The 13,140-nt window shown below is 43.5% G+C and carries 8 protein-coding genes; 6 read left to right on the plus strand and 2 right to left on the minus strand.

Features of this window, described 5'->3' with window-relative positions; all coding sequences use genetic code 11:
* The first annotated feature begins 51 nt into the window (after window positions 1–51).
* From SPB21_RS16095 to SPB21_RS16105, 3 genes are all read left to right on the plus strand, one after another.
* Entirely contained in the window at window positions 52–6,000 is a 5,949-nt protein-coding gene (locus tag SPB21_RS16095) for a HEAT repeat domain-containing protein (RefSeq protein WP_499867139.1), read from the plus strand.
* Window positions 6,001–6,111: 111 nt separating this feature from the next.
* Window positions 6,112–7,491 carry a pentapeptide repeat-containing protein gene (locus tag SPB21_RS16100; protein ID WP_163696979.1) on the plus strand — a complete coding sequence of 460 codons (1,380 nt, stop codon included), beginning with the start codon at window positions 6,112–6,114 and terminating at the stop codon, window positions 7,489–7,491.
* Between the two features lie 155 nt (window positions 7,492–7,646).
* On the plus strand, window positions 7,647–8,105 hold the full coding sequence (locus SPB21_RS16105) for a hypothetical protein (RefSeq protein WP_499867141.1): 459 nt from the start codon (window positions 7,647–7,649) through the stop codon (window positions 8,103–8,105).
* Between the two features lie 164 nt (window positions 8,106–8,269).
* On the opposite strand, the gene SPB21_RS16110 is transcribed toward SPB21_RS16105, so the two are convergent.
* Complete coding sequence (locus tag SPB21_RS16110; protein ID WP_499867142.1) at window positions 8,270–9,034, minus strand: YebC/PmpR family DNA-binding transcriptional regulator; 765 nt, start codon at window positions 9,032–9,034, stop codon at window positions 8,270–8,272.
* Between the two features lie 145 nt (window positions 9,035–9,179).
* A complete protein-coding gene (locus tag SPB21_RS16115) occupies window positions 9,180–10,199 on the minus strand; it encodes a glucokinase (protein ID WP_490795570.1) in 1,020 nt (339 codons plus the stop codon).
* Between the two features lie 149 nt (window positions 10,200–10,348).
* On the opposite strand from SPB21_RS16115, the gene cofH reads away from it, so the two are divergent.
* The 3 genes from cofH to SPB21_RS16130 all read left to right on the plus strand — a co-directional run bounded on the left by cofH (window position 10,349) and on the right by SPB21_RS16130 (window position 13,113).
* Window positions 10,349–11,500: a 7,8-didemethyl-8-hydroxy-5-deazariboflavin synthase subunit CofH gene (gene cofH, locus SPB21_RS16120; protein WP_163667383.1), complete on the plus strand. Its 1,152-nt coding sequence runs from the start codon at window positions 10,349–10,351 to the stop codon at window positions 11,498–11,500.
* 118 nt (window positions 11,501–11,618) lie between these two features.
* Window positions 11,619–12,347, plus strand: coding sequence for a hypothetical protein (locus tag SPB21_RS16125; protein WP_499867143.1), 729 nt, complete (start codon window positions 11,619–11,621; stop codon window positions 12,345–12,347).
* Window positions 12,262–13,113 (plus strand): alpha/beta fold hydrolase, encoded by an 852-nt coding sequence (locus SPB21_RS16130; protein ID WP_163667378.1) that lies wholly within the window; start codon window positions 12,262–12,264, stop codon window positions 13,111–13,113. The genes SPB21_RS16125 and SPB21_RS16130 overlap by 86 nt, the downstream gene beginning before the upstream one ends.
* Window positions 13,114–13,140 lie beyond the last annotated feature (27 nt).

Raw genomic sequence — 13,140 nt, forward strand, 5'->3', positions numbered from 1 at the left:
AATCATATTGTTATTTTGTAAGTGTTTTTCTATCAATAGATTTGGGCATCTATGAAGCAGCAGGTTTCTCAGCAAGTATTCAAGCGTTTACTGGCAGGTATTGGCATATTTCCGTTATTGGTAGCTGATATTACTTTTGCGATTACACCAAGGCCTTCCGACCTAAGTCGCAACTCACGCTTCGCTCAGATCGATGGAAGTGATAGATGTGAAAACATTTATCTAGAAAGTTTAGAGAGACAGAACACGGATTTCAGCAATCAGCTATATGAAGTTATTAACTCTATCGATAGCTGCTCCAACCAAGACTTAAGTCGTATTTTTAATGAGCTGCTAATAGTTTTAGAGTCAGAAGAACAAAGCATCGATGACACCGATAAAACAATGGTGTTACATGGTTTGGGAGCAGTTATTGATCAAATCAGGCCAGAAACCGATAGTTATTATATAGATCCTTTAGATATAAGCAGATTACTGAGTATAGCTGAGAGGCTTCTAAAAACTCAACGTACTACTAACTCCGCTGAGTCATGGCAACTGCAAACTTCTGTTATGACTCTACTAAGCAAAGTTGCAATTCTGTCGGTAGCCTCATCGAACGGGGATCAGCATCTAGAAAAGCTCGTAAGTTTTTTCGTGAATAGCGATGATAGTCTTATTACGTTAGACATATCTAATACTGAAGACGCTAGGACCTTTCATGAAAGACTAAGTGCTGGTAGTAATGCTTCACAAACAGAAAAAGTTCAAGCAGCTACCTACAGAGCTCAAGTAGCTTTTCATTTAACAGCTCTTAAGGCTCTAAAGGATATAGGACAGGGACTACAGCAATATCTAGCAAGGTCTGATAGTGATTACTATAGAGGACAGCTGAAGCTCATTTCTGAGAATACGGATGACTTACTGAAAAAATATCTACAAACAGTTTTAGAGATTGAGAATCGTGATGTTGCTTCTGATGCCCTACTGATTGATATTCGGATTGCAACTATCGAAGCTTTAGCAGCATCGATCTTTTATCCAAGCTCCAGCTCAAATAATACAAACGTAAATTGCCCAATACGGACTGCTGAAGATGAGGAGAATGGTAATGACGTTGAAGAGGAGACTGATTCCCCTTACGTGCTGTCTTCTCATACTTTATGCTTATTAAATATGATCGCAGCTAATGCTGAAGAGACTGGTGAGGTTCGAGCAGGTGCGATCGCAGCTATAGAACGCCTTGGTAGTGTTGGGGATCGTTTCTATTCTTTTGCAGTTAGAAACCTATATGGTGTAGCTCAAGAAGATTTAGATGAATATCACAATGATCGCGACGCCATTGAACAGCAGACTGCAGAACAGCTATCAGCACTTGATATTGCCAGTCGCCTTGACGCGAGGAGAGAGCCACAGTCATCTGGCTCACTGGAAACGCAATCTAATTCAACATTTAATAACCAAGCGAACGATGCAGGAGTTCAAATCCCCCTAAGACCAAGATCCCTGTCACAAGGAGCAGACAACTTATTTGTTACCCTTGAACAAGGATTCGCTGTAGATAAGGATGAAGAGCTCAGGCAAACAGCCGAAGTCGCATTTCGTCAGTACTACAGCAAGGATTTTAGAGAGTTAGTTAAGGCAGCTGAGGGATCTATTAATGGTAGCCGTAATGAGCGACTACAGTTATCTGCTACAAAAGCTGCAGGCGGTGTTAATTATCGAAGGCTCAATCTAACCGAAGAAAGTTCAGATTCCTTGGAAAAACTCGCTGTTTTCCTTGGCAGAAGCTTGAGTTCCAGAAGCTGGGAAATTCGTCAGCAGGCAGCTTATGCCCTAGGCCAAATTGCATCTTTCCATCCAAAAATATTACAGCAGCAAAAATTTGCATACAAGATTGACGGTGGAGAAATCAGCGTACTAGAAGCACTATTTTTAGGCCTCAACGACTATGGTATAGATGAAAAGCAATCAGAAAATGTTATTGCTACTGTTGCTTTTACCATAGGGCGCTACGGTCGTGCTTTAGAGCAAACTAGTAAAGCAGTAGAGCTTAAAGAAAAGTTTGGGTTATCTGGGGATAATGAAAGTGCTCAAGGTATCACACAAAAATTACAGGAACTCAAAACTTGCCTCAAGGTTATGACTATACCTACCTCTGTGGATATGAGTACAGAGAGGTTTAATGCTCAAAATAACTTAGGACAAGTACTATTTGAATTCATTAAGAGTAAAAAACCTCATGAATTGAGACAGACACTTTCCCTAGGTCAGTATGAGTATGAAATGTTTCTTGAAGAAATTAGTGCATTAGCTGCGGAAATGGCTTCAGACATTAGTATCTCTTGGCAGAGCAAGAGCAATACTTTGCACGAAACCTGCAAACTAGAAATACCAAATGTAGAGGTTTCTAAAACTGATCGAGCAGCTGTAGCCGCAGCATTTGTGCTAGGTCAAATTGGTATTAGCGATGGGAAAATAGAGGCTAGCTTAGAAGAAAAGCAAATAGTTGAAGACCTATTATGGGTTTTAAGGGTGCGCGATGTGCTGTTAGCAAGCAATGACTCTAATACATTCGCTTCTGACAGTGTGCGGGACAGCATTGCTAGTTATGTCTTTGCTCAGATTGATTCTAGAGAACATGATCTTATAGAGAGACTTCTACACCCCATTACTCTTCCTGATCCCCGAATTGACCAGCCAATAAAGGATGAATATTTAAGCTACTTTCATAATCCAGTGACTCGGGCAGTTGTTATCGAAGCATTGGACCAAATTGGTCTAGAACGAACATCCCTTAGACAATTTATTAGCTATAAACCTGATGATGGGCAAGAAAAATACATTAGTCGGTTTCGTCGGCTACTAACCTCAGACCTTGATGCTAGTAATCGCGTGCAAGCGGCTGTTACTAGCGTTGTTGAGAGTAGCAATAGTAGAGCTGATGCAGAACTACAGGAATTATGGGAAGGGCTATATAAACTCAACGAACAAGAGCTCCACAGCAGTGATAGATGGTTGGATGCCAATGATCAGAGGCGGTTAATGCGCTTGAGTCGTAACTTACTTGATGCATTAGAAAATGACAGTAAGGCACTATACGACACAGCTAATGATTTAAACCAAGCTCAACATACACTTTCTCTACCCTACAGTTCATTACTAGCCTGTGCGGGTTCTGGCTATGCTCTTGAAGCTGTCGGCATTGATAATGATGCTGTCGTCCAAGAATTAATGGATCGAATTTATGTTTATCCTCAGCCCTACAGACATTTTTGCGCGTCAAATCGTCAAACAGTTTCAAATCTAGAAGAACCTGGTACAAGAGAGCCAGTTTTAGATGAACCATCACTGATCGAACAGCTACGACTTATGAAGAGCGGTGCGATCGCTGCACTTGGACAGATTGATCCATATTACTGGCGGCGACAGGCTGTAGTTAGTTGCTTGGTCAGCTTAGCTGGTAACAGTAGACGGAATTTGACACCCAATGCTAACTGCCCTGTAAATGTAGGGGAGGAAGGTAAAAATAATGAACGACGAAATCGTCAGTTAGATTGGTGTTTAACCCCAGCACAATACCAAGACTTTAGACAGCACCCATATTTTGATCGCTATTTTCATTTTGATTCATTGGAGTATGGCATTGTCTCTCATGAATATTCAGAAGATCGTTTAACTGACCCAACAGCAGGAGATCCCCTAACTGCCTCAATTCAACAGAGTAGATGTTTACCAAGTAATTTAGCCAATGGCTCATCTCGATTACCTGAGCGTTTGCCCGACTTTGCCCCTGAAGATCCAGAAAATGAGGAGCAAAGAGCGCAGCTACCTGCTGAATATCAAGCAGAGGGATGGGGTATAGAAGAGGTATCTGATTATTATCTGCTTCGACAAGAGTTACGTAGACCAGCTCTGGAGGCATTAGGGCAGATTGCGTTGAGAGAACCAGACACAAAAGCTTTGAAAGCTTTAGTTACCCTAGATCTAGGCAGTATTGATAAGATACCTATTGTTAAATCAAATAATTTGAACCTCGTTCGGGTAGAACTGTTGGAGGAGATTGCTCTATATGTTCAAGCCTCGACTCGGTTTGACCGTAATCAAAAGCGAGACAAAATTGCTCTTATCATCAACGAAGGTTTGCTACCTCTAGCATCGACAGTTGAGCTTGATGATACAGATGACACACGCCTAGACACACGTCTAAGTGATACTGCCGTTGGTACTCTATCTCTTTTAGGTCCTAATGCTTTTGAATGGTTTAGTGCATCAGAAAGAGAAATCTTTATTAAGAATTTAGGATTTAGAGACTTTTCAAGTGATGCGATAAAACTCGCACAGGATTGTGAAAATGCATCCATTGGACTGCTTCGACGAGAGAATCTTTGCTTAGGTTTAACTAATATAGTTAGCAGTGCTTGGCATCCTGAAATTAATCGTGAGTCTATCCTTACCAAGTCTGTAACAGACACACTGAGGAGATTAGCTGAAGACAAGGAAAGTGCAGTAATTCGAGCCAGTGCTGTTCAAGCACTGGGTAAAATTAATCAAAGTAGCAATGATGAGAGCTATTATTTGTTACTAGGGCGTTTAGGGAATGATGAACCCCGTGTTGTGGCTCAGTCTATTCAAAGTTTTTTACAAGCTAATCCTAGAGAGGTCATTCCAAAATTAGCACAAGATCTTGAAGCAGAGGCTACTGTCGCTTGGCAAGCTGCTCATGCTATTAGACTCCTGGCACAAGTGTCTTACAGTAGTAATGCTGAAAATAGTCATCCAGACTGGCAAACCGCATTGCCTAGTTCAACTTTGACTACAGCATTAGTTGCTCGTTTAAGACAGTCGACATTTAATACTGGGTTAGCTAATGAAATCATCTATGCTTTAGGTGAAATGAGAACAGCTTCTGTTGAAGCTCAGGATATGCTACAAGACATTTTGATAAGTAGCACCGATTCATCATCTCGTGCAGCGGCAGCCTATGCTTTGGGCAAGATTGGTAATACTCATCCAAGGCTTGGATCTTTAGCATTGACAGAGTTACATTCTATTGCTGTTAATGCCAGTGGGTCTGAAACTATTGAATTACAGGCAACAGCAGCTCATGCAGTGTCTCAGATAGGTGTAAATGCTTATCGAACAATGGTAGGTCTTGATCCCCAAGAAGTGCTGAATGCTCTTTTAATTGCTCACTATAATTCGGACAGCACAGATTCTGATGAACTGAAAGCAGTTTTACTATATTCGATGGGGCAGCTAGGGTTTGACGATAGCCGTGTTTCTAGACTATTTGTAAACAGTTTAAAGTCTGATCAACCTTTTAATATCAGAGCAATTGCAGCAACTTATTCTGGAGGACTGTTACACGAAGAGTGGGAATGTGCACTTCCCAGAGAAGAACCGTCAGCTAACGATATCAATAACAATAACTATGTAACCGAAGTTTTGAAAAATATTCAAAACGATAAAAATACTTGCTTAACAGAAGCACTAATCAATGCAGTAAACAATGATGAAGATATAACTGTACGAAAGAATGCTGCGATTTCATTAGGCACTCAAATTGCGTTTACATCGGAGAAAACCTCTAATTACTACAGAAAAAGAATTATAGAATCTTTAACTGGGGTATTTTGGAATGAGCGAGAATATCCATCGGTCAGGATAGAGGCAGGAAATTCACTCAGAGAGCTAGCAAGATCCGAACTCGGTAGTATCGAGTTAACTCTGGCTTTTGAAGCTACATTTGAGAATTTGGGAGATGTCGAAAAACTGAGGTCAGGATTACGATCTTCGCAAGTTGGAACCTTGGAACAGGTTTTACTCTCTGTAAGAAGCGAAACTTTGATTAGCAGACTTGATAATTTGAACGTGAATAATCTTTTAACAATAATTCTCAATAGCATTCGAGCAGAAAGAGACAGCGTTCGAGCGAATGCAAGTAGAAGAGTTGGTTCTGAGCAAGCGCTTATATGTCAAGTAAGATGGTTCAGAGGTTCTTGGATTTGTAATCTCTAGAATACTTAAGGAAATCAATATTTCACTTTTTACAAGCAATCGTTTAAAGCTTGGATATAAAATCGACAGCTATCACTTCAAAAGTTTCTTAGATCTAAAGAGGGTAAAGTTTTGGCAACTACAACTAATAATGTAAAACGTTCAGATTTTAGAGGTTTTGATTTCTCAAAAATAAGTGGCCAGAAACTCAAAGAATATAGCAGTCGATTTTCGTATGCAGATTTACGAGGAGCATCTTTTAAGGGAATTACTCTTGAACAAATAAGCTTTTCAGACTCTTTGATTCATGGAGCTAATTTCCAAAAAACAAGGCTTATTAATGTTAGTTTTGATCGTGTAAAGGCTGGTTTTACGCGATTTTGGTTTTTTATCTTAAGGCTCTGTTGTATCCCAATCGGAGCAATAGCAGGGCTGATTTGTGGATACTCATCGGTATTTATGTATGGTCTAGCTTCTGTACCTATTGAAAAAGTTAATGAAGCTTATTGTGGTGAAAGCATTACTGATGGCAATATAGCGCAAGTCAGTGAGTTTAATTCATTCCTTGGTTTTATCTTTGTAATAATATTTTTTATATCAATCGTTATTGCAATTTACAAGGGTACTCGTGCCGTATTTGCAATGTTCATAGTTGGGATCACAACCTTATCTTTCTTACTCACAAGCTTACTACCTGATCCATTCGCAACAACATCAATCCTTGGCTTTGCGAGCGTTATGGGAGGTCTTGTTGGAATTATAACTCAATCACAGGTATCTTATCTTAACTTGGAATTAGATAAGCAAGTATTAAAGAACTCTGACTTAATTGATCGACGCGACAGGAGATATTTATTTATCAGGAGGATATTAACTTTAATACCTTCGATACTTGGAGCATTTCTAGGAGCAATGCTTTCTGCAGGAGTTTTTGCTAAGGAGAAGTTGGAAGGTGAAAGTGCTTTAATTTCAGCTCTATTAGTGACTATATTAGCTATCGGAATGTTGCTTTTCGGTGAGATGTTTGCAAATGATGCTGTTAGCTCAGATGATGATAGAAGAAGGAAGCATCCGTTAATTAATCAGGCTTTCGATTCGCTCATACGTAGGTTGCAAACTAGCTTTAGTAAATCCTCTTTAACTAACGTTTACTTTAGGAACGCAGTTCTCAGAAAGAGTGATTTTTCTAATGTAGTAGGTTCTGGCATTATCAATGTTACTGGAAGCGACAGAGAAGATCTATCATCAGAAATGATCAAGAGTCGAGATGAAGGTTATACCAAGCCGAAGGAAGCTCACGATAATGGTAAAAGTCAGACACAAAGTAATCCAATGAATTTTTACAACAGCACCGTAAGTGTAACGGTTGAACAGAACATGGATAAGAGAGTTAGTGAAGGAGATACAATTAGTATCAGTAAGTCTCAAGTTACGGGTTCGAATACCATTGGTAGTGGGTTTTCAGCTAACAACTCTATCGAGAATGAGGAAATAATTGATGAAGATCTTTAGGGTATTTCTGAAGGCTTTAAAATTAAGCATTTTTTATAAGGGAGGATAAAAAGTAAAGTTAGAGAAACATCAAGTTTCTGATTATTACTTTATCTAGCTGTTCTTTTTTGAAGAAAGAATAGCTAGATAGGATATTCGAGGATTATTATATAATTATGAACGATAAAATCAACATCAGTGGTTCGCAAATAACCGGTGCTAACAGTATTGGTAGTGGTTCGTCTTCTGGAAATTTTATAAACTCCATAGATGCTCAATGTCAGCAGAATATCAGTGGAACTGATAGCATAGAAAAGATATTGGAATCCTTAGTTCAAATAGCCGAATCTTTCAGTAGCCAGTATAAGGAACTTGCTACAACATATGTTGAGGATTTACGCAGTGATTTAAAGCAAAAAGAAAAAAATCCATCCAAGCTTCGTATGAGAATTCTTTCTCTCCTAAGTATAGTAGTTACTTTAGGAGGTGGTATTGCAGGTGTTGCTGACTTTGCAAACAACGTACTTGATCTGTCTCAGAAACTACAAGTACCTTTTGTAGAAATCCAACCTCAGCTTAGCCAGGTTAAACAGTTGTATCCTGATTTTAAATGGAATCTTCCCATAGACCAATAAAGAATAGGCTTTGCTTATAAATGATCAGGAAAGATTTTCAAACAACCTCTCCTCATAGCCAATGATCATCGGGAAATTTTCTTGAAGAAACACCATTGTTTTAGAGCAATGCATTAAGCAAACTTGTTGAGTTCACAGGCTGTTTACATCACGTTCTTGCAAGGTTACAGCAGAGCTAGAAGTATTTTTTCGCTAACATCAAAGTTAGCAGTCACCGATTGTACATCCTCAAGATCTTCCAAAGCATCCATCATTTTTAATAGAGACTTTGCTTGATCAATATCGGTCACATCAACTGTATTACTCGGTACCCAGCGCACCTCAATATCCTTCACTGTATAGCTTTCACCTTTGAGATGAATGCTGAGATTCTCCAGATCGCTAGGGGGGCACAACACTTCTGCACCGGGGGTATCTTCATCCACTTCGGTCAATTCGTAAGATTCAGCTCCCCCTTCAATGGCCGCTTCTAATAGGGCATCTTCTTCCAACTCACCCTTGACGACAACTACGCCTTTTTGGTCAAACATCCAGCCGACACAGCCCGTTTCGCCAAGGTTGCCACCGTTTTTGCTAAACGCCGCTCGCAGATCGGCAGCGGTGCGGTTGCGATTATCGGTCAGGGCTTCCACCAGTACAGCAACACCGCCCGGACCATACCCCTCGTAACGAATGGATTCTAAGTCACCATCGCTACCTAGCTTACCAGTCCCTTTTGCGATCGCACGGTCAATGTTGTCATTGGGCACCCCCGCTGCCTTCGCTTTATCAATGGCCGTCCGCAGCTGAAAATTACCATCGGGGTCACCGCCACCATGCTTTGCTGCCACAATAATTTCCCGTGACAGCTTGGCAAATACTTTGCCCTTAACCGCATCAACCCGTGCCTTTTGGCGTTTGATATTGGCCCATTTACTATGCCCTGCCATAACGTCTTAGTCGTCATACACTAGCCCACTATTGTAGCGAGAAGTTTTGAAAGGAAATTGGAAAGGTTGGGAAAGAAATAGGGAATGGGCCATGGGAAAATCTCCCCTGTAGGGGCATTCCATGGAACGCCCCTACAGGGGAGCCTCACGCAAGTTGTCCCGCCCGTAACGCTGCCCCAATCAACCCTACGCTTTGATTGGTAACCAAGTGAATGGGCACATTATCCAGCAGTGGGCCCACGCGACCTTTGTGGCTAAAGGCTGTGAGAAAACTGCCGTCGCGGATCAGGGGCATGTTTTTGGCCGTGACGCCACCGGCTACGTAAAGGCCGCCGTAGGGTAAAAGTTTGAGGGCTAAATTACCAGCCGCCGCCCCGTAGGCATCAATAAAAATTTCCATGGTGCGGCCAGCAAGACGGTCAACGGTGGCAGCTTTGGAAATGGCAGCGGCTGGATCGGGGAGTTCGCTGCGTTTGCCTGCGCCTTGCTCCCAATTGCGCACCACTTGAGCGAGTTCTTCGGACTCAGTGGCAAAGTTGCGATCGCGTAAAAACTGATAGATAGAGACAATACCCTGGCCAGAAACCACCCGCTCGACAGAAACACGGGAAATAGAATGCTTGTCTAACAGGTAATGCAGTAACTGAAACTCCAGTTCAGAGCGAGGGGCAAAGTCGGCATGGCCACCTTCAGAAGGAAATACCTGGTATTGGCCACCGCAGTTAATTAAAAACCCTTGGCCCAGTCCAGTCCCAGCACCAATAATGGCAATGGGCGCTTGATCATCATGGGTTCCCGACTGTAGCGTACACACATCATCTGACGTTAGTCCTAGCACACCATAGCCAACGGCAGCAAAGTCATTGATCAGCTCTACCGTTTTGAGACCCAGTTCATCAGCGATGCGATCGCCACTCAAAGACCAAGCTAAATTTGTGAGCTGGGAACGATTATTGACCACAGGTCCAGCAATAGCAAAGCAGGCCGCTTGGGGCTGGGCATTTGAAACTGCTGCCAGAAAGTCTTTTACCATCGGCACCAAATCAGCATAATCGCCACTGACAAAGCGCTGTTCATGGAGCGTTTCTTGGGGATGAGTGCCAGACTGCACCAACCGCAAAATTGTTTTGGTACCGCCGATGTCACCCGCTAGTAGTTGCATCATAATGATTTCGAAATCAGGCCAAATTTAACGTGATAGTTGGAGAATATAGAAAGTCGTTGGCACGCCCTTTTAGATACCCCGCGATCATCGACGATCTCTTGAGGAATTAATTTCCCACAGTCCATTAGATCTATACCGCAACGAGTGTAATGCCCCTCCCCGTAGTCCCGACCATAGCCGACATTTTAGACCGAGCCCTAGACGGTGAGAATATTTCGCCAGACGACGGCATCACCTTACTGAGCCAGACCACAGCCGCAGCCGTGGAAACCATCCGAGCGACTGCTGATCAACTACGTCAACAGCAAGCGGGAGACACCGTCACCTATGTGGTCAATCGCAATATAAATTACACCAACATTTGCGAACAGCACTGTAGCTTTTGTGCATTTCGTCGCGATGCAGGGCAGGCGGGGGCTTACTGGCTCAGCTGGGAAAATATTCTAGAAAAAGCAACCGCTGCCGTAGAGACAGGCGCAACGGAAATCTGCATGCAGGGAGGCCTGCACCCAACGGCAAAAATTAACGGTCGCTCTTTGGACTATTACCAACAGCTCGTCACCACCATCAAGACAACATTTCCTCACCTCCACATCCATGCTTTCTCACCCCAGGAGGTGCAGTTTATTGCCCGCGAAGACAATTTAGACTTTGCAACGGTCATAGGTGAACTGGCCCAAGCCGGTGTCGGCTCACTCCCAGGGACCGCAGCTGAAGTGCTTGATGATCGGGTGCGACGGGTGCTCTGTCCTGAAAAAATTGACACTGCCACCTGGATCGAGATTGTCACCCAGGCCCACGAGCTAGGCATGCCCACCACCAGCACAATGCTGTCAGGCCATATTGAAACCATTGAGCAGCAAATTGGCCACTTTGAAAAACTACGTCAGCTGCAACAGCGCTCTTTAGCAAAGGGTGACACAGGCATCACTGAGTTTATATTGTTGCCCTTTGTGGGACAGGATGCGCCAGCTCCCTTGCGGAAGCGAGTCGGTCGAGATCAGCCAGTGATCTCAGATGCACTATTACTAACGGCAGTGGCGCGTATTTATTTGGGTCGTTGGATCAAAAACCATCAGCCTAGTTGGGTAAAACTTGGTCTGGATGGTGCTACTGAAGCCTTACGCTGGGGCTGCAACGACATTGGTGGCACCCTGATGGAAGAGCACATTACCTCCATGGCCGGAGCGCAAGGGGGTACCTGTCAGTCAGTGGACGATTTGACGGGTGCGATCGCCACCCTTAATCGTCCCAGCCAACAGCGGGATACCTTATATAACTGGATAACGATCAATTATTAACAGACGCATCTAATCGTTAATGTTTACTCAAATCTATTTCCATACCAATAGCAGATTTGTAGAGTAGTGCAGGACCATTAATCCGCTCGAATTCCAAGCCCTAGCATCCGTTAGCTGCATGCTTAAAATAGTCAGCATCTTACCTCCTGCCAAGCAGCATAAGCTCCGCAAACATCTCAACAAGCATCGATCCCTATTAGAACTGGATACGTCTAGCTATGGTATAGGACGACAGCGTTATTGGCTTGAACATCAGCCGATTTTAGGCAGCTGTGGTCGGTCTTATCAACCCGCCGTGCAGCACACCCAGTTTTGGGGCTTCTGCCGCACCATCTATCAACGGGCTAGCCAAGTTGCCCTACCCGATCAGGACCCACTTACCCCCGATGTGGGACTCGTTGCCTATGGCGGTGTGGGCATTCGTGAGCATCGCGACGATCCCTATGCCGCCTGTCCAGCTGTCAGTATTAACCTGTCAACTGTTCCAACTCAGTGGGGATATACCCCGAACTATACTGGCTACGATAAACTCCACCAAAAGCGGGCCACGGAAACAATCCATCGCTTACCACCGGGGTCAATTATCGTGTTCAACAGTCAAAATCCCCATCGGGTGATTAGCCCTGACCTCGAACGCTGGTCCATTAATCTGTGGCGGATCGCCCCCTCCTGTCGCCCTTACTTTCAGAGCTACTTAGACGCTTATCCCCTGGCTGTCAATAATGCGGTAAGCTTTTTCCCACAGGTGGGAGAAAAAAGCTATGGCCAAAATCGAGCTCAAGGATGTGCAAATTGGGGATCTGAACTGGGTATATCGCGAACTAGTGCCCGACACCCCCAACGATAAGCCACCTGTTTTAATGCTCCATGGTCTGGTATCCCAAAGTTACAGCTGGCGCGATGTTCAGCCAGCGTTGGCTGAACAGGGGTTTCGTAGCATTGCCCCTGATTGGATTGGCCACGGCTCCTCTTCAAAACCAGATAAACGTCAATTTGCTTATGACCAAGCCACCTATCTCAAAGCCCTTAGCGACTATATCGATACTCTGGAGCTGAGCCGTTTTTCCCTAGTAGTGCAGGGGTTTTTAGGGGTTACTGGTTTACTCTACGCTGCGCAGAACCCTGACAAAATCGAAAGATTAATTATTCTCAATACACCGCTCCCACCCAAAGCAGAGCTACCTTTCTCTGTAAAAATGATGGGCTGGCCTTTTGTAGGTGACATGGTGACCCAAGACCCGCTCTTGGTGGATCGCACCCTGGAAGGTGGTGGTCCTTACCAGGTCTCGGATGACGATCTAGATGTTTACCGCCGTCCATTTCTAAAAAGCTCTGATGTGGGCCGTTCATTGATGTGGACAATCCGTGCGATGAAAATGCCTCAAATTACTGAGCAAATTTCCCAAGGGTTTGCCAACTGGTCACGTCCTACCTTAGTGGCTTGGGGCATATCGGACCCCTGGCTATCAGCAGAAAGCGCCAAAGCATTCGCCAAAGGAGTTGAAGATGGCGAGTATATCGAAATGACAGAAGTAGGCCATTATGCCCAAGAAGATTGGGCTGATAAGGTGAGCGAGGCGGTGGTGCCATTTTTACGAAAGCAGGAATTGTAGAAAAACCGCATCAACTCAAAATTCAAA

This window comes from Leptothoe sp. ISB3NOV94-8A (assembly GCF_043421595.1).
Classification (GTDB): domain Bacteria; phylum Cyanobacteriota; class Cyanobacteriia; order Phormidesmidales; family Phormidesmidaceae; genus Leptothoe; species Leptothoe turfae.

Bases quoted from the DNA above. Each gene is read 5' to 3' on its own strand.
- SPB21_RS16095 (WP_499867139.1), top strand. From the start codon at position 52: ATGAAGCAGCAGGTTTCTCAGCAAGTATTCAAGCGTTTACTGGCAGGT.
- SPB21_RS16105 (WP_499867141.1), top strand. From the start codon at position 7,647: ATGAACGATAAAATCAACATCAGTGGTTCGCAAATAACCGGTGCTAAC.
- SPB21_RS16110 (WP_499867142.1), bottom strand. From the start codon at position 9,034: ATGGCAGGGCATAGTAAATGGGCCAATATCAAACGCCAAAAGGCACGG.
- SPB21_RS16115 (WP_490795570.1), bottom strand. From the start codon at position 10,199: ATGATGCAACTACTAGCGGGTGACATCGGCGGTACCAAAACAATTTTG.
- cofH (WP_163667383.1), top strand. From the start codon at position 10,349: ATGCCCCTCCCCGTAGTCCCGACCATAGCCGACATTTTAGACCGAGCC.
- SPB21_RS16125 (WP_499867143.1), top strand. From the start codon at position 11,619: ATGCTTAAAATAGTCAGCATCTTACCTCCTGCCAAGCAGCATAAGCTC.
- SPB21_RS16130 (WP_163667378.1), top strand. From the start codon at position 12,262: ATGGCCAAAATCGAGCTCAAGGATGTGCAAATTGGGGATCTGAACTGG.